This window comes from Hansschlegelia beijingensis (assembly GCF_014196425.1).
Lineage (GTDB): Bacteria > Pseudomonadota > Alphaproteobacteria > Rhizobiales > Methylopilaceae > Methylopila > Methylopila beijingensis.
The window spans coordinates 18,332-34,669 of the sequence record NZ_JACIDR010000005.1 but is presented as its reverse complement, the minus strand read 5'-3'; the positions used below and the strand labels follow the sequence as shown (position 1 = coordinate 34,669).

General features: G+C 66.6%; 15 protein-coding genes and 1 riboswitch. Of the genes, 11 read left to right on the top strand and 4 right to left on the bottom strand.

From position 1 onward, the window contains the following. Position 1: 1 nt before the first annotated feature. The 3 genes from GGR24_RS14345 to GGR24_RS14335 form a co-directional block, all read right to left on the bottom strand. On the bottom strand, positions 2-1,495 hold the full coding sequence (locus GGR24_RS14345; protein ID WP_183396064.1) for a class I adenylate-forming enzyme family protein: 1,494 nt from the start codon (positions 1,493-1,495) through the stop codon (positions 2-4). A 473-nt stretch (positions 1,496-1,968) separates the two neighbouring features. After that, positions 1,969-2,388 carry a PaaI family thioesterase gene (locus GGR24_RS14340; protein WP_183396063.1) on the bottom strand — a complete coding sequence of 140 codons (420 nt, stop codon included), beginning with the start codon at positions 2,386-2,388 and terminating at the stop codon, positions 1,969-1,971. A 48-nt stretch (positions 2,389-2,436) separates the two neighbouring features. Further along, entirely contained in the window at positions 2,437-3,441 is a 1,005-nt protein-coding gene (locus GGR24_RS14335) for a zinc-binding dehydrogenase (protein WP_183396239.1), read from the bottom strand. Between the two features lie 236 nt (positions 3,442-3,677). Between GGR24_RS14335 and GGR24_RS14330 the strand changes: the two genes are divergently transcribed. The 4 genes from GGR24_RS14330 to GGR24_RS14315 all read left to right on the top strand — a co-directional run bounded on the left by GGR24_RS14330 (position 3,678) and on the right by GGR24_RS14315 (position 8,215). Next, positions 3,678-4,397, top strand: a complete 720-nt coding sequence (locus GGR24_RS14330; protein WP_183396062.1) for an FCD domain-containing protein — start codon at positions 3,678-3,680, stop codon at positions 4,395-4,397. 64 nt (positions 4,398-4,461) lie between these two features. Beyond that, entirely contained in the window at positions 4,462-4,944 is a 483-nt protein-coding gene (locus GGR24_RS14325; protein WP_183396061.1) for a cupin domain-containing protein, read from the top strand. A gap of 196 nt (positions 4,945-5,140) precedes the next feature. Then, positions 5,141-6,619 carry a sodium:solute symporter family protein gene (locus tag GGR24_RS14320; RefSeq protein WP_343066262.1) on the top strand — a complete coding sequence of 493 codons (1,479 nt, stop codon included), beginning with the start codon at positions 5,141-5,143 and terminating at the stop codon, positions 6,617-6,619. Between the two features lie 135 nt (positions 6,620-6,754). Further along, the gene (locus GGR24_RS14315) at positions 6,755-8,215 is read left to right on the top strand and encodes an aspartate ammonia-lyase (protein ID WP_210286210.1); all 1,461 of its coding nucleotides are present in this window, start codon (positions 6,755-6,757) and stop codon (positions 8,213-8,215) included. A gap of 95 nt (positions 8,216-8,310) precedes the next feature. On the opposite strand, the gene GGR24_RS14310 is transcribed toward GGR24_RS14315, so the two are convergent. Continuing rightward, positions 8,311-8,886, bottom strand: a complete 576-nt coding sequence (locus tag GGR24_RS14310) for a DUF2062 domain-containing protein (RefSeq protein WP_183396236.1) — start codon at positions 8,884-8,886, stop codon at positions 8,311-8,313. A gap of 167 nt (positions 8,887-9,053) precedes the next feature. Continuing rightward, a riboswitch (cobalamin riboswitch) is annotated at positions 9,054-9,254 on the top strand. 222 nt (positions 9,255-9,476) lie between these two features. On the opposite strand from GGR24_RS14310, the gene GGR24_RS14305 reads away from it, so the two are divergent. The 7 genes from GGR24_RS14305 to GGR24_RS14275 all read left to right on the top strand — a co-directional run bounded on the left by GGR24_RS14305 (position 9,477) and on the right by GGR24_RS14275 (position 16,227). Next, positions 9,477-11,402 carry a TonB-dependent receptor plug domain-containing protein gene (locus tag GGR24_RS14305; RefSeq protein WP_183396060.1) on the top strand — a complete coding sequence of 642 codons (1,926 nt, stop codon included), beginning with the start codon at positions 9,477-9,479 and terminating at the stop codon, positions 11,400-11,402. A 59-nt stretch (positions 11,403-11,461) separates the two neighbouring features. Continuing rightward, a complete protein-coding gene (locus GGR24_RS14300; RefSeq protein WP_183396059.1) occupies positions 11,462-12,058 on the top strand; it encodes a DUF7676 family protein in 597 nt (198 codons plus the stop codon). Continuing rightward, entirely contained in the window at positions 12,051-12,887 is an 837-nt protein-coding gene (locus GGR24_RS14295; RefSeq protein ID WP_183396058.1) for an ABC transporter substrate-binding protein, read from the top strand. Before GGR24_RS14300 ends, GGR24_RS14295 begins: the two co-directional genes overlap by 8 nt. Then, positions 12,884-13,882: a FecCD family ABC transporter permease gene (locus GGR24_RS14290; protein ID WP_183396057.1), complete on the top strand. Its 999-nt coding sequence runs from the start codon at positions 12,884-12,886 to the stop codon at positions 13,880-13,882. The genes GGR24_RS14295 and GGR24_RS14290 overlap by 4 nt, the downstream gene beginning before the upstream one ends. Beyond that, positions 13,882-14,676: an ABC transporter ATP-binding protein gene (locus GGR24_RS14285; RefSeq protein WP_183396056.1), complete on the top strand. Its 795-nt coding sequence runs from the start codon at positions 13,882-13,884 to the stop codon at positions 14,674-14,676. The genes GGR24_RS14290 and GGR24_RS14285 overlap by 1 nt, the downstream gene beginning before the upstream one ends. Continuing rightward, positions 14,673-15,581 (top strand): DUF6925 family protein, encoded by a 909-nt coding sequence (locus tag GGR24_RS14280; RefSeq protein WP_183396055.1) that lies wholly within the window; start codon positions 14,673-14,675, stop codon positions 15,579-15,581. The genes GGR24_RS14285 and GGR24_RS14280 overlap by 4 nt, the downstream gene beginning before the upstream one ends. Before the next feature lie 226 nt (positions 15,582-15,807). Continuing rightward, positions 15,808-16,227, top strand: coding sequence for an EF-hand domain-containing protein (locus GGR24_RS14275; RefSeq protein ID WP_183396054.1), 420 nt, complete (start codon positions 15,808-15,810; stop codon positions 16,225-16,227). The last annotated feature ends 111 nt before the right edge of the window (positions 16,228-16,338 follow it).

Here is a 16,338-nt window from a genome sequence, read left to right as displayed (position 1 = left end):
GTCAGGGTTGTGTGAGTTCGCGCGCGCGCTTCATCAGCGCGGCTCGATCGATCTTGTTCGTTGATGCGAGCGGGAAGTCCTCGAGGAACCAGATGGCTCGCGGATGCTGGTAAGCGGGTCCCCGCTCCAGCGCGAAAGCCTTCAAGGCGTCGGCGTCGATGGTCGAACCGTTATTGAGGCGGACGAATGCGACCGGCTTCTGGCCCTTAATCGGATCGTCGATCGGAACGACGCAGGATTGGACCACGTCCGGATGCATCTCGAGCGTCCGCTCGACCTCTCCGGGGAAGATGTTCTCGCCGCCGCTCACGAACATGTCGTCGGAACGGCCAAGGAAGTAGTAGAATCCGTCGGCGTCCCTTCGGAACAGATCACCCGTGACGTAGAAACCATCGGTCGTGAACGGGGAGAGGTCCGGCCGGTTGTGGTATCCGCTCATCAGGCCGGGCGAACGCATCTGAAGGACGCCGCTGTCGCTTGCAGCGCCCGTTTCGTCGATCAGGCGCAGCTCGACGGCTGGATGTCGGCAGCCGAGGGAGCCCGGCGGCGTCGGCTTCCCGCCGGGATGGGGAGCGAAGACGACCGGACTGCCTTCGGTCGTCCCGTAGGCGTTGACGATCTTCGCTTGCGGGAACTGCTCGCAAATTCTCAGGTGCAGGCTCGGGCTGACCGGCGCTGAACCCATCCGGAGGTTGCGCACGGAGGAGAAGTCCGCTTTTGCGACGGCTTCCCGGTCCTCCAGCATCATGGCGATCATCGGCGGGACCGAAGTCAGCCAGGTGCAGCGGAAGCGCTCGATCGCCGCGATGTAGGACCGGACCTTGAACTGCGGCATCAGCACCATCTCGCTGCGGCCGGAGAAGATCAGATGCGCCAGGGCGAGCGCGTTCAGGTGATAGAGCGGCGCGGCGATCAGGAACCGCTCGTTCTCGACCGGTTGCATCGCAAGCCGCATGTCGACGACCCAACGCTGGCCGGCGTGGCTCAGCACGACGCCCTTCGGGCGTCCGGTCGATCCCGAGGTGTAGAGCATCGTGGAGGGATCGTCCGGCGCCGTTTCGACGGCCGTGAAGGGGCCGCGGTCGATGAAGCTTTCGAGCCCGCCGTCCTGGTCGAAGACGACCGTCGCGGCGCCGGGAGGGACAGCGCTTCGCCGCTCTGCGTCGCAGAAGACGATGACAGCCCCGCTGTCTTCGAGGATCCGGTGGACGGTGTCGGCCGGAAGGCGATGGTTGACGGGAACAGAGACCAGTCCGGCGCGCATTGCGCCGAAATGCACCGCCAGGTGATCGGAACTGTTGGCCGCCAGGATCGCGACGCGCTGTCCCTTGCGGAAACCTCTCGCGACGAGGGCCCTGGCCACTCCGTCAGCGAGCGCGTCGAGAGCGCCATAGCTGACCTCGCGTGAGTTTTGTCCGTCGAAATCGATGATGGCGGTTTTCGCGGGTTCGGGTGCGTTGCTGATGATCGAACCAAGATTGCATGGGGCGTTCATTGATGGGTTCACCAAGTCTCGCTGAATCGGATGTCACGCGACGGCCTGACCCGAAGGAGAATGGGCGGCCCGGTTTCGGGGCCGGACGGGGCGTCCGGCGCCGAGGCTGCGTTGAAGAGCGTCGAAAGGCTCACCCACCCGGCTCCTCCGGGAGCGGCGATCCGGCGGACGCGCCCACGGAGTGGAGTTCAAGCTTCGCGGTCGGCGAGATCGACGCTTCGGAGCGAGGATCTGGCGCCATGACAGCCAGGACGTTCATGAAGACGGGCGGGTCGAGCAGTTCGCGCTTCGGAGTTGCTGGATCGACGCCGACGGATGGCGAACACCCGTCGGCGAAGACCGCGAGAACGCGCACGGATCCTTGGCTTCAACGGTTCCGACCGATCGACCAGAAGTCGAGCCGGCCGAACCCCGCTTTGTCGAGGCTCCCGGGCCGCTGCGCGCTGCTTGGCGGCGATTATTATCGGTCGCCGCTAAGCCGGAGGCGTTGTGAGATAGACGCCTCGGCCGCTGGCCAGCAGCTTTTCTTCCATATCGAACACGGACGCTTCGGCCACCGAGATCTGGCTGCCAAGCTTCACGATCTTCCCGCGCGCGATCAGATCGCCGGGCATGGCGGCGCGGTGATAGTCCACCCGCAGGTCGATGGTCGGCACGCCGCGACCGGTGTGCGCCACAAGCGACCAGTCCGCGGTCAAGTCGATCAGCGCGGCAAGAATGCCGCCATGGGTGTAACGCCGCTGCGGATTGACGACCCACTCTTCGCGCCAGGTCGCGATTAGCTCGATGCCTTCCTTGTCGACCTTCTGGATGCGAAGACCAAGCCACTTGTTGAAGGGCCCGCGAGCGATCATCTCCTCGACCTGCGCCGGCGTCAGTTCGACCTCAGACATTATGCTCCCCATTTTTTTTTGTTATAGAAGAACGGTCGTCGGGGCAGATCAGGGCGTGATGACGACTTTGCCCATGACCTCGCGCTGTTCGATGAGCCTCAGTCCTTCGATGGCCTGATCGAGCGGCAGGATCTTGTCCACGACCGGCTTGATTTTCCCCTCCGCGATCAGCTGCATGAGATCGGCGAGGTTGTCGTCGTAGAAGCTGTTCGATCCGATGATCTGAAGCTCGAAGCTCCACACGTAACGAAGGTCTTCCTTCGGGTCGTGCCCGGCCGTGGCCCCGCAGACGAGCAGCTTGCCGCCGCGCTTCAGGCACTTGAGCGAAGGCGCCCAGGTGTCGCCGCCGGTGAAGTTCACGACGACGTCGACGCCGCCCTCGTAGGTTCTGCGCTGGGGCTTGCCGAACTTCTCGATGGCCCATTTCGAGAAGTCGACTTCCTTGTAGTTGATGACGTGATCCGCCCCGAGGTCACGGAGGCGCTGCATCTTGTCCTCGCCGCCGGCGCAGGCGATCACCTCGGCGCCGGCGAGCTTCGCCAGCAGCACGCAGCCCGTGCCAACGCCTCCGGAGGCGCCGAGAACCAGAACCCTGTCCCCCGCCTTCACGGTGTTGTGGGTGACAAGCATTCGGTGGGCCGTGCCGTAAGCCACCGGCAGCGATGCGGCGTCCTCGAAGGAAACGCCATTGGGCATGCGAATGAGCTGCTCGGCGGCGACCAGGCAGTACTCCGCCATGCCGCCGTCCATCATCTCACCCAGCAGGCCCCGGCGCTTGTTCAGCGGGTTGACGAGCACCCGATCGCCTTTCGACCACCCGCTGACGCCAGTTCCCACTTCATCGATCTCGCCGGCCATATCGAGGCCGATGACGACCGGCAGAGGAACCTTGATCCCCGGCATGCCCCTGACGGTGAACACGTCATGATAATTGAAGGAAGACGCCCGCACGCGGATGACGACGTGACCTTCGCTGGCGGTCGGCTTGGGGTGGTCCTCGACCACCCGGAGGTTCTCCAGGGATCCGTGCTCCGCCAGAACCAGCGCGCGCATCGTGGTCGAAGACATCTGAAACCCCCCTTAAACATGTTTATAGCCGCCTTCCTAAACGAAAAAATTCGCCTGTCTAGTGCTCCAACGAACTGGTCAAACACCTCCGAAGTCGGCTGATGCGCCCCTGTTGTGCTCATTTTCCAACGCTTTCACGCAGGGCGACAGCGCGGTATAATCGCGGCCGTCGCGCGTCGGAGTGCCTTGCAACTCTTTCGTGATATGTTTATGGGGGGTCTATGGGACATGTTCTAAAGATCGAGCGCGCGCCACGTGACCCCGGGTCCGCCCGCCGGCAAAGCGACGTTGCGTTCGAGGAAATCCGCAAGGCGATCGTCCGCTGCGAGATCATGCCCGGCGCGATCGTGACGGAGATCGAGCTCGCGAACCATTTCAACGTGGGCCGCGCGGGCGCGCGGGCGGCGGTCGATCGGCTATCTCTGCTGGGCCTGCTGCAGCCGGTTCGCCGCCAAGGCTACAAGGTGAAGCCGATCACGCTGAGGGATCTGAACGATCTCTTCCAGATGCGTGAGATCATCGAGGTGGCGTGTGTTCGCCTCGCGGCGGGGCGGGTCGACGCCGCCGATCTCCATCGGCTCGACCGACTTTGTCTGGCCGACTACCAGCCCGGCGACCGGGACAGCGAAGCGGTTTTCCTTCAGCGCAACAGCGAATTCCATCTGTGCGTCGCAGCGGCCACCGGCAACGAGCGCTTGGTCGCCGTGTTGAGCCAGCTGCTCGTCGAGCTGGAGCGCATGTTTCATTTCGGTCTGTCGCTCCGTGATCGAGGCAACGAGATGCACTCGGAGCATCAGGCGCTCATCGACGCGCTCGCGGCCGGCGATGCGGACACGGCGGAGAAAGTGACCGTCGACCAGGTTCGGGCCTCTCGAGCGATGGTGCTCGACGCCCTTCTATCCAGCGCGTCCCTGCTCGACGTGAAGATCGGCGCCGGCTGATCGAAAGGCTATGCAAGTGAAGACACTCACCACGGACACGACCACGAGGGAGCGGCTTGCGCGGTTGTCGACGCTCGCCATCTCGGTGGACGAACTCTTCATCGATAAGGCTCAGCGGCTCCTCGACGTCTTCGTTTCCGACCCGACCGACGTGCTCTCTCTCGGGCTGGTCGCAGAGCCGGGGAAGTATGAGAAGAGGTTCCTGTTCGGCGACGGCATGACCAGCGCCTGGGCGTTCGCCTGGGGCGCAGGAGCGAGCACGCCGATCCATGACCACCATTGCCCTTGCGTGGTGGGCGTCGTCGACGGGACGGTGCTGGAAGAATGGTTCGAACCCGAGGACGAGGGGTCCGAATTCGTTCGCCTGGCGAAGGCGCATGATCGGCCTCGCGGCGCGATCACGGCGCTCAGGCCGCGACGGCCCAACATTCATCGCATCCGAAACATCGGGTCCGATATGGCCATGACCGTTCATATCTACGGCTTCAACCATAAGGCTGTTGCGACGTCTGTGGATCGCGAATACCTCGCGCGTGAGTTGTCGTAACTGAACAAGAAGATCTACGCCATCTGAATGCACGCATGGAGCGTCTTGCTCCCCGTGCGCACCTCCGCCTTATTACGTCGCTGCGCTTGTCAGAGCGTCACTGCTCACGGCCCATTGTCAGCTAGCCGATTTATTCTATTGACATGTTTTAAAGCGCATCTGAACATGTTCATCCCAAAAAGACGCCGTCACTCGAATGACGGCGCGTGTTTGCCGTCCAACGGGCGGCGGGGTGGGAGGGGACATGCAAGCCAATTACATGGCCGTGGCGATCGTCATCGGCTACATGGTGGCCTTAGGGCTCATCAGCTCATATGCGCGCCGGTCGGTGACCAGCGCGCACTCGTTCACGACGGCGAGCGGCATCGGCGCAAGCGTTCCGGCGGTCCTGGTCGGCTTTCTGCTTATGTCGGAGTTCATCGGAACGGCGGCAAGCGTAGGCACGACGCAGGAGGCCTTCAAGTCTGGCATCTCGGCGTCCTGGAACATCATTGCGCTCGGCGTCGGCTTCCTTTTCTACGCTTTTCTTCTGGCAGGTAAGTATAAGAACTCCGGCCAGAACACCATCTCCGGCGTTTTTGCGCAGGTCTATGGACACAAGACCAAGGTCGCGACGTCAGTCGTCATGATCTTCGCGCTTCAGATCGTGGCGGTGTCGCTCTATGCCGGCGGAGGAACGGTCCTGAGCGGCCTTCTTCACGTGGACCGGAATCTCGCCATCGTCATCTGTGGCGCGGTGGCGGTTCTCTACGTGTGCATGGGAGGCATGACCTCCGTCATTTACACGAACGTGATCCACTCGGTGGTCAAATACATCGGCGTCGGCCTCGCGCTTTACTTCGGCGTCACCAGCGTCGGCGGGTTCGATCAGCTGCAGGCCAAGCTGCCGCCGGAGATGTTTTCGTGGACCAATGTCGGTTGGAGCCAGATTTTCGCCTGGTTCATCGCCGGCGTCGGCGCGACATTCTCAACGCAGTATGTGATCCAGGCCATCAACACGGTCGGTGACGCACGCAAGGCGCAGGCGGCGAGCTTCTACACCGCGATCCTCATGGTGCCCTTCGGAATCATGGCCGCTCTGGTCGGCATGTGCGCGAAGGTCATGTTCCCGGAGGTCAAGTCGATCAGCGCGTTCTCGGAGCTGATCGGCCACATGGACAGTCTGATGGCGGGCGTCGTCGCCGCCGGTCTTGCTGCGTCCCTGTTCGGAACGATCGCCGCGATCAGCGTCTCTACCGCGACGCTTCTCTACAAGGACTTCTACCTGCCCCTCGTCGCTGGGGGCGAGGAGTCGAAGCAATCTCTGCGGTTCGTTCAGATCGCGACGGTCGTCGTGGGCTTGCTGCCGATCGCTTTGGCGATCTTTACGCCGGACATCCTCAAGATGACGTTCCTGGGGAAGGCGCTGCGCGCGTCCCTTTCGGTGCTCGTGCTGTTCGTGTTCTACGCGCCGTATTACGGGACGAAGCTCGGCGCGCTGATAAGCATCCTGACGTCGCTTGTCGTCACCGTCGGCTGGTTCCTGCTGGGCAACCCGTTCGGGATCGATAACGCCTATGTGGCGCTGCTGGTGCCCCTGGTCGTCATGACCATCAGCGAGATTGGCAAGCGGATCTGGGGTGGCGAAACCGCCTCGCTCGCCGCGCTCCAGCCCTCACGCTCAGCCACCGAGTGAGGTTGATCCGGGCGGGTCGGTCGGTCCGATCCGCCCGGTCTCATCCGTCGAGCCGTCGGAAGGCGCTCCGCGATGGCGACACAGCCTCTCGGTCGGCCGGCGGTCCGTTCGGCGCTGCCTCCGCAAGGGGAACCGATGATGACCCAGGCTGAAGATAGCCCGAAACGCGTCGAGCGGGATCCGCTCGGCCCCATCGAAGTGCCGGCCGACGCCTATTACGGAGCCCAGACCGCTCGCGCGATCGCTAACTTCCCGATCTCGGGCGTGCCGATCGGCCATTTCCCCATTTTCATCCGCGCGTTGGGGCAGGTCAAAAAGGCCACGGCGATCGCGAACGCCCGCCTTGGCGATCTTCCGAAGGCGACGGCCGAAGCGATCTGCGCCGCCTGCGACGACGTCATCGCCGGTCGATTGGACCAGGCGTTTCCGATCGACGTTTTCCAGGGGGGCGCGGGCACCTCCACCAACATGAACGCGAACGAGGTGATCGCAAACCGAGCGCTGGAGCTCCTGGGTTTCGCCCGGGGCCGCTATGAGGTCATCCACCCGAACAACGACGTCAATCTTTCGCAGTCGACCAACGACGTTTATCCGACCGCCATCCGGCTTGCGGTGCTGTTCAGCTACGGAGCGCTGAAAGGGGCGGTGGCCCGGCTCGCAGACGAGTTTCAGCAGCGGGGCGACGAGTTCGCCGACGTCATCAAGCTTGGACGGACCCAGCTGCAGGACGCCGTGCCCATGACGCTCGGGCAGGAGTTCAAGGCGTTCGCCTCCACCTTGCGTGAGGATGTGGCGCGGCTCGACGATCTTTCGGTTCACTTCCTCGACGTGAATCTCGGCGGGACCGCCATCGGGACGGGCATCAACGCCGCCCCTGAATATCAAGCCGTCGCCGTCGAGGAGCTCGCGAAGCTGACGGGGCTCAAGCTGGTGCCGGCGACAGACCTGATCGAGGCCTGCTGGGACACGGGAGCGTTCGTGCTCTTCTCGGGCATGCTGAAGCGCACGGCCGTGAAGCTCTCCAAGATCGCGAACGATCTTCGGCTTCTTTCAAGCGGCCCGCGCGGCGGCCTCGCGGAGATCAACCTGCCGCCGCTTCAGCCTGGCTCCTCGATCATGCCGGGGAAGGTGAACCCCGTCGCTCCGGAGGTCGTGAACCAGGTGGCCTTCCAGGTCATCGGCGCGGACCTCGCCGTGACGCTTGCGGCCGAAGCCGGCCAGCTTCAGCTGAACGTCATGGAGCCGGTGATCGCCTACAACCTTTTGAACTCGATCACGCTGCTCACGAACGCGACGGACGTCCTCCGCGAGAAATGCGTCGCGGGCCTTACGGCCAACCGCGAGCGCTGCCGCCAGCACCTCGAGGCCAGCACGGCGGTCGCGACGGCGCTCACGCCCTTCATCGGCTACGAGCGGGCTGCGGAACTGGCGAAGGAGGTGCTCACTTCCGGCAGATCGATCCGGGAAGTGCTCGAGGAGGCTCCCGGTCTGGATCCCGAGATGATCGAACGCACGAGCGATCCGGTGATCCTCACGAAGCCTCGCAGGGTGAAGCCTTCGGGGCAGCCCGCGCCGGGGGTTCTTTCGGAGCTTTAGGCGAACGCCGGCCCGTGACCCCGGCGGTGCTGTCCTCGGAGAACCTCCAACATCTGCCCTGGGGGCCGGCGCCAGAGGTCTTTCAGCGGCGCGCGTCATGCCGTGCGGCCGCGGAGAGCCTTTGAGGCGAGGCGATCCCTGCGCGCCGCCTGCACCCTGGCGGTGGACCACCTCACCAGCATGTAGAAGGCGGCGAACGTCGCGAGCGCGATTGGAGCCGCCCCGATCATTGTGGTCGTGAACAGCGGCCAGGCGTGTTCGAGAGAGCCGCTGAAGATCCCTTCGGCGGCGAGTTCGGACCCTGCCTGATCGATCGCTCCCGGGAGGGCCGCCTCCTCGCCGCGGATGGCGGCGCCCAGCCTGTAGGCGGCCGCGAACAGGATCGGGAACGTGAGCGGGTTGCCGACCGCAGTGCCGAGCGCCGCCGCGACCATGCTGCCGCGCAGACACCAGGCGAGCGCAAAGCTCAGCAGGAAATGCAATCCGATCAGAGGGAAGCAGGAGGCGGCGGCGCCCGAGGCGAATCCGGCCGCGATCGCATGCGGGGAAGCTCGCAGGCGCGCCACGCGCTTTGCGAGGTAGGCGATCGCACGCCTGAACCCCGCGGAAGGCCAGACGAAATTCCTGATCCTGGCGACCAACGGAAGGCGAGAGCGACGCGCGAACAACATGGGCGCAACATAGAGATCGCAGAGTGATTTGCTCCGATCAGCGCCGTACCGAGCATCAATCATGTGTGAGACCAGCCGCCCACCGCCGGCGCTGACACGAGCAGTGGTCCCAGCAGCCGCCTGGGGACGGTCTCCCTTTGACGCGTTGACACCGTTCACAGTCTCGCCATAGCTTCCGCCGCGACGGTTCCCCTCGGGGATCAAAAGGGAACGCGGTGCGGGTTTTCGGACCTCATGCCGCGGCAGCCCCCGCTACTGTGAGCGGCGAGCGACTTCGTCATCGGCCACTGGACCCACGCGGTCTGGGAAGGCGACGGAGGGCGCTACGACCCGCGAGCCAGGAGACCTGCCGTCAGTCGTGTGGTCACACGCGAACGCGTCGGGCGGGGTGCACCGATGGTGGGCGAACCGCGGGCGCATGACGTGCGTCTGCGGCAAGACCTCGAGTTCGCGGTGACGTGCCACTCGTCCCGCTCGGGGTCTCGATGTCCAGCCTTTCTTGCTTTTCACAGGGCGCGTGCGCGCGCCCGGCGGTGTCCGCGGCCATCTTTCTCAGCCTCACCTCCGTCGTTGCGGCCCACGCGTCCCCATTGGACGACGCAGCCGAGCTCGAGGAGATCTCCGTCACCGCCAACCGGATCGCAGGCCCGCAGGCCGCGATCGGCAGCGCGGTCTCGTCGATCTCCGGAAAGGAGCTGGAGCAGCGCCAGATCCGCGTCGTCTCCGACGTCCTGCGGGAACTCCCGGGCGTCGCGGTGAACCGCACGGGACCGGTCGGCGCCCTGACCCAGATCCGCATTCGCGGATCGGAGGGCAACCAGACGCTGGTGATCATCGACGGGATCCGGATGAACGATCCCGGCACGAGCGCCGAGTTCGATTTCGCCAACCTGCTCAACCTCGAGGTCGAGCGCGTGGACGTGCTGCGCGGGCCGCAGAGCGCGCTCTACGGCTCTGACGCGATCGGCGGCGTGATAAGCATCGTGACGCGCAAGGGCGAGCCGGGCCCGACCCGCTTCCGAGCCTCCATCGAAGGTGGGTCGTTCAACACGGTGACGGGAACGGCCTCGGTTTCTGGCGGGACGGAGGCCTACGACTACCTGATCGCCGGCCAGGGGTTCAGCACCCGCGGCGTCTCGACGGCCAAGCGGTTCGACGCGTACGCGCCGCCCGGCTCGCTCGACCGCGACGGCTACAGGAGCGGGACCGGTCTCGCCAAGGTCTCGGTCAGGCCGACCGAGAACGTCGAGTTCACGGGCGTCGCTCGTTACACGGAGTTCGACGCCGACCGCGACGGCTTCGGCGCGGCGTCGGACGGCTACCCGTTCGCGGCCGCGGTCGACAATCGGGACACCGAGAAGGGCAAGCAGTTCTTCGGCCGCGCGCAGGCCAGGGCGACGCTGCTCGACGGCGCCTGGGACCATGTGCTCGGCATGTCCTACACGCGGCAGGACCGGCGCAGCTTCGACGGCACGGACCTCAAGACCTACGCCTCGCTCGGCGAGATGACGCGGTTCGACTACCAGACGAACATCCGCTTCCAGACCGGCGGCGCGTTGCCCGCGAGCCACGTCCTGACCTTCGGCGCCGACCACACGCGCGACGCGGTGAAGAGCTTCACGGCCTTCCCGTTCCCGGCCGACGCGCCGAACCCGCTGCGCAAGCACATCGATAACGCCGGCCTCGTCGGCCAATACCAGATCGGCTTCTTCGAGAAGCTGTTCGTCACCGGCAGCATCCGTCAGGACTTCAACGACCGGTTCGACGAGGCGACCACCTACCGGGTCGCGAGCGCCTACACCTTCGATCACACCAAGACGAAGCTGCGCGCCTCGTGGGGCACGGGCGTCAAGAACCCGACGACGTTCGAGCTGTTCGGCTTCTCCGGGAACTTCGTCCCGAACGGCGATCTCAAGCCCGAGCGCGGCGAAGGCTGGGATGTCGGCTTCGACCAGCCGCTGTGGAGCGACCGGATTGTCGTCGACGCGACCTATTTCCAGCAGCGCGTCCGCGACCTGATCTCGAGCGAGACCGTCGCCGACCCAGGCGATCCGACAGGCTTCGTCAACCGGCCGATCAACGTTCCGGGCACGTCAAAGATCGACGGCGTCGAGCTCGGCTTGACCGTCAGGCCAATCGACGGGCTGACGCTGCGCGCCGCCTACACCTTCACCGACGGTGAGGACGCGACGGGCGCGACGCTCGTGCGGCGGCCACGGCATGTCGCGAGCTTCAACGCCAACTACGCGTTCTTCGAGGGCCGCGCGAACGTCAATCTCGGGGTCGTCCACAACGGCCGCCAGCGTGACTTCGCCTACGACGCGACGACATACGCGCGCACCAGCGTGCCGCTGAAGGCCTACACGCTCGTCAATGTCGCGGCGTCCTACAAGGTGACCGAGAACGCCGAGGTCTACGGGCGGGTCGAGAACCTCTTCGACAGGAAATACGAGGAGGTCCTCACCTACGACGCGCCCGGGCGCGGCGCCTATGGCGGCCTCAAGCTCTCGTTCTGACGACGCCGGCCGCCGGCTCGTCCCCGGCGGCCGCCCTTTTTCAAGACCCGGGTGGCGCAATGCCTGAAGAGAGTTTTTCGCGGCGCGAGCCGACCGAGATCATCCGCGACGACCAGGGCGCCGTGAGGCGTGAGATCTGGGCGCTCGGCGCCGATGAGGCCACGCTCGAAGCGTTCCTGCGCGACGTGTTCGAGAACCACTGGGCGGGCATACGGTTCGGCCCGCTGATCGAGGGCGCGGCCTATGAGTGGCGATGCCCCGGCGCTCCGCAAAAGATCGGCCTGACGGACGGCTACCTCACCGTCATGTTCGGCCATGGCGGCCACTTCCATCTGTGCATAGGCGAGAACCGTGGCTCGGAGCGCTTTCCGGTCGCGCCAGAACTGACGCTGCGACGGAAGCCCTCGAAGGCGCAGCTGTTTCGCGGATATGGCCGCGACGGCAAGCCGGCGACGTGGGGCTTCGAGATGTGGAACGGGGCCGGCGAGCCCATGATCTCGATCTTCTTCGCCAACCCCTTCATCGAGGACGACGACAGCCTCTCAGCGACGCCGGACTTTTCGCGACTGGCGACGTGGCGGGCGGTCTCGAAGCGCTGGCTCGGCCGCGACCCGGAGGCGCTCGACGAAGAGGGGCGCGGCTTCGCCCATGGCTGAGCGCTTTCTCGCGTTCGTCCTGGCGGCGGCGTGCCTTGGCCTCTGGTGTGGATCGGCCGCGGCCGCCGCGCCCGCCCGGGTCGTCTCGATCAACCTCTGCACCGACGAACTGCTGGTCCAGCTGGCCGATCCTGCGCAGGTCGCATCGGTGAGCTGGCTGTCGGCGGCGTCGGCCGGATCGAACGTGGCGGACCGCGTCATGGACGTGCCGCAGAACCACGGCTTCGCCGAGGAGGTCGTCGCCGCGAGGCCCGATCTTGTGCTCGCCGGCCGCTACACCGCCCGAGCCGCCGTTTCGGTGCTCAGGCGCATCGGCGTGCCCGTAGTGGACGCCGACGCGCCCGGCACGCTCGATCAGGTGAAGGCCGAGATCCGCCGGGTCGCCGACGCGATCGGTCATGGCGACCGCGGCGATGCGATGATCGCCGAACTCGAGCGTCGGATGTCGCGCCCCACTCCTGTCCGCACGCCGAAGCTGCGGGCTGCGGTTCTCCGCCCCAACGGCTTTACGGCCGGCCCTGGCTCGCTCAGCGACGAGCTGATGCGGCGCGCCGGGCTCGTGAACGTCGCGGCGGAGCTGAAGCTCGACACCTACGGCCAGCTGCCGCTCGAGACGATCATACTGGCCGGCGTCGACCTGCTGATCGTCGACGGGGACCGGGCCGGCCCGCCGGCGATTGCCACCGAAGTTCTGAGCCACCCGATCCTCGCGAAGCTCGGCGACCGGGTCCGCGTCGTGAAGATCCCGCCAAGACTCTGGACCTGCTACGGGCCGAGCATCGCCGACGCCTACGACATCCTCGTCGACGCGGCGGGGAGCGCGCCGTGAGCCCGTCCCCGCCTTACGCCCCGCTGGCGGGCGCGCTCGCGGCGCTCGTGCTCGTGGCCTTCGTCGCGTCCGTAAGGATCGGCTACGCGACGATCGACGTCGGCGGCGCGCTGGCCGATCTTCTCGCAGGCAGAACCTCGCTCGGCGCGCTCGTGCTGATGGAGTTGCGCCTGCCGCGCGCGATCATCGGCGCCCTGGTCGGCTTCAGCCTTGGGCTCGCGGGCGCCGCGATGCAGGGTCTGCTCCGCAATCCTCTGGCGGACGCCGGCGTGATCGGCGTCTCGGGCGCGGCCGCTTTCGGCGCGGTGATGGCGTTCTACTCCGGCCTCTCGGCGAGCTTCGGCCTGGCGCTGCCCACCGGCGGCATTCTGGGAGCCGGCGTCGCGGTGGCGCTGCTCTATGCGCTTGCGGGCCGCGGTTCGGCGACCATGACGCTGATCCTCGCGGGCGTCGCCATCAGCAGCCTTGCGGGCGCGCTGACGGCGCTCGCGCTCAACCTCTCGCCGAACCCCTACGCGGCGACCGAGGTGATGTTCTGGCTGATGGGGTCGCTGGCCGACCGAAGCATGACGCACGTTCAGTTCGCCGCGCCGTTGCTTATCGCCGGCTGGCTCATGATCCTTGTGTGCGGCCCCGCGCTTGACGCGCTGTCGCTCGGCGAGGACACGGCGACCAGCCTCGGCTTCCACATGGCCCGGGTGAGGCTGCTGCTCATTGTCGGGACCGCGCTCGCCGTTGGTCCGGCGGTCGCGGTGACGGGCGCGATCGGCTTCGTCGGTCTCGTCGTCCCGCACCTCCTGCGCCCCCTCGTCGGCGGCAGGCCGGGACGGCTGCTGCTCGTCTCCGGCCTCGGCGGCGCGGCCCTCGTGCTCGCCGCCGACATCGCGGTCCGGGTGGTCGGGGTGCGGCCGGAGCTGAAGCTCGGCGTCGTCACGGCGCTGATCGGCGCGCCCTTCTTCCTCTTGCTGCTGTGGCGGCTGAGGCGGGAGGCGTGATGGAGATCGCTGCTGAAAACCTCACTGTCCGGCTTGGCGGCGTCGCGCGTGTCGATCGCGTCTCGCTGATCCTGCGGCCGGGTGAGCTTGTCGGGCTGATCGGGCCGAACGGCGCCGGCAAGACCACGCTGTTCCGCGCGCTCGCCGGGCTGCGCGAGCCCGACGAGGGGGCCGTGCGCTACGGCGGCCGAACGCTCGCGGACATCGGCCGCCGGACGATGGCGAGGCGCCTTGCCTACCTGGAGCAGACCTCGGAGGCGCACTGGCCGCTGCGCGCTGACCACGTGGTTGGGCTCGGGCGCCTCCCGCATCGCCGCTTCGGCCGCGCCGCGGCGGCCGGCGACGCCGCCGCCGTGGACCGCGCGCTCCGGGCGGCTGACGCCTGCGCTTTCCGCGAACGCCCTATGAGCGCGCTTTCAGGCGGCGAGCGCGCTCGCGTTCTCCTCGCGCGGGCCCTCGCGGTGGAGAGCGAATGGCTGCTGGCCGATGAGCCGGTCGCGGCGCTGGACCCCGCTCATCAGCTCGGCGTGATGGAGCGGCTTCACGAAGCGGCGCGGCGCGGCATAGGCGTCGTCGTGGTGCTCCACGATCTCACGCTCGCGAGCCGCTTCTGCGACCGCCTCGTGCTGATGGCGGGCGGCCGCGTGATCGGCGACGGCGCGCCGGCCGCGGTGCTCACCGACAGCGCCGCGGCCGCCGCCTACGGGGTCACGCTGGCGCGCGCCGTCGCCCATGGCGAGCCGCTGGTCGCCCCCTGGCGGCGGATCGATCCGCATTTGGAGAGAAACCGATGACCGAAGTGCAGGCGCTGCTCGAGCGCCATCTCCGCTCGCCCGAAACCCACTGGCACATCGGGACCTTCGGCGTCGTCGCCGAGTTCATGCGCGACGCCGACGAGCCGGTCGCGTTTCCCGACGATGGCGGCCTCGCAGCGTTCACCGCCCGCGGCGCCATTCGCCTCGAGGCGACGGCGGATCTCGCGCTCTTCGCCTACGAGACCGCGGCGAGCCGGGCGAAGTCGTGGGGCCATCATGTCGCGCTCTGCCTGCCGAGGGACGCCTGCGCCATGAACCGGCGGAAGGTCATCACAGAGCTTGGGCGTGACCACCAGGCAGTGCGGGCGGACGACCGTCGGTGTCTTCTGTTCGATCTCGGGCTCGACAGGCCTCAGGTCGACGCCTGCGTCCGGACGAGCGACCTCAGGCTGATCGATATCCTGAGGCGGGCCGAAGGCCGGTCCTTCTTCGACGCCTCGCACGGTGCGCTCACGGCGGTGCTGAAGGCCAGCCCACACCGGGTGTTCATGACCCGGATCGGCAGGGCGGAGGTTTTTCAGCCGATCCCTGCGGAAGGCGCGACCACACCGCCTGGCCCGCACACCCACGTGTTGCCGAAGCTGATGCGCACCGGCCGCACCCACGCCGCCAACGCTCCGATCCCGGAACATCTCGCGCCTTGCGGCGGCTTTGCGCCACCCCACCCGTATCGCGACGCGCGCGGCCTTCCGGCGCCGTTCGATCCGGAACGCCACGCATCCTTCCAGTCGCTGCTCGACCGGTTCGGCGACCAGCGTCTCGTGGCGGTGAAACGCGCCGCAGCCTACGAGATCCACGGCGACGATCTCAAGCCGCTGACCCGGCCTGAAAGGATGGCGGCGCGCGTCGGAGCGCTGCAGCGCGGGCTCCCCACGGCGCCTTGAAGGAAGCCGGCGTGCGCGGCTTCCCGCCAGGACCGGCGCGGGCGACGACCGGGAGGCGCCTGGCGCCCTCTGGGACGGGCGCCTTCCTGAAGCCTGTTCCGGTGGTCGTTTGGCCAGCCGGCGCGCTCGCGCTTTCTTGTTCAGCAGGCGCTTTTGCTGGCGGTGGCGAGGCGGCCCACCGCGACATAATAAACGGCCATGAAGCTCTTATATCGGGAGAGGTAACATGCAGACCGGAAAAGTCGCCGCCGCCCTTGTAGCTTCTGCTTTACTCGCGCTCACGCCTGCGCTCGCGGCAGAGACGATGACCAAGGCGAGTGGCGCCGACATCCTCAAGAAGCTCAATACGGATGGCGACGATACGCTGGAGATGACGGAAGTCATTGCGCTCGCGCAGAAGACTTTCGGGGCGATCAATCCGGACGGCGATTCCACGCTCGAGCCGGACGAGGTCAAGGGCCGGGTCACCGAGGAGGAGTGGAAGAGCGTCAACAAGGATGGCGACGAGACGCTCGAGATGGATGAGTGGCTCACCATCGCCCGGGCGCGCTTTGCGCAAGCCGACGCGAACAAGGACGGGAAGCTGACTGCGGCCGAACTCGACTCCAAGGCAGGGCGCGGCGTCGTGGTGATGATCGTCAAGTGACGCGACAGGCCTCCGCGGCTTCGCCGCCGCGTCTCCGGCTCTGATGGGCAGTCCGCGGCCCGCTGCGCAAGCGCCGCGATGGCTTTTGGATGCGCTCCGTCCCGGCTCCGA

Bases quoted from the DNA above. Each gene is read 5' to 3' on its own strand.
- GGR24_RS14345 (WP_183396064.1), bottom strand. From the start codon at position 1,495: ATGAACGCCCCATGCAATCTTGGTTCGATCATCAGCAACGCACCCGAA.
- GGR24_RS14340 (WP_183396063.1), bottom strand. From the start codon at position 2,388: ATGTCTGAGGTCGAACTGACGCCGGCGCAGGTCGAGGAGATGATCGCT.
- GGR24_RS14335 (WP_183396239.1), bottom strand. From the start codon at position 3,441: ATGCGCGCGCTGGTTCTGGCGGAGCACGGATCCCTGGAGAACCTCCGG.
- GGR24_RS14330 (WP_183396062.1), top strand. From the start codon at position 3,678: ATGGGACATGTTCTAAAGATCGAGCGCGCGCCACGTGACCCCGGGTCC.
- GGR24_RS14320 (WP_343066262.1), top strand. From the start codon at position 5,141: ATGACGGCGCGTGTTTGCCGTCCAACGGGCGGCGGGGTGGGAGGGGAC.
- GGR24_RS14315 (WP_210286210.1), top strand. From the start codon at position 6,755: ATGATGACCCAGGCTGAAGATAGCCCGAAACGCGTCGAGCGGGATCCG.
- GGR24_RS14310 (WP_183396236.1), bottom strand. From the start codon at position 8,886: ATGTTGTTCGCGCGTCGCTCTCGCCTTCCGTTGGTCGCCAGGATCAGG.
- GGR24_RS14300 (WP_183396059.1), top strand. From the start codon at position 11,462: ATGCCTGAAGAGAGTTTTTCGCGGCGCGAGCCGACCGAGATCATCCGC.
- GGR24_RS14295 (WP_183396058.1), top strand. From the start codon at position 12,051: ATGGCTGAGCGCTTTCTCGCGTTCGTCCTGGCGGCGGCGTGCCTTGGC.
- GGR24_RS14285 (WP_183396056.1), top strand. From the start codon at position 13,882: ATGGAGATCGCTGCTGAAAACCTCACTGTCCGGCTTGGCGGCGTCGCG.
- GGR24_RS14280 (WP_183396055.1), top strand. From the start codon at position 14,673: ATGACCGAAGTGCAGGCGCTGCTCGAGCGCCATCTCCGCTCGCCCGAA.
- GGR24_RS14275 (WP_183396054.1), top strand. From the start codon at position 15,808: ATGCAGACCGGAAAAGTCGCCGCCGCCCTTGTAGCTTCTGCTTTACTC.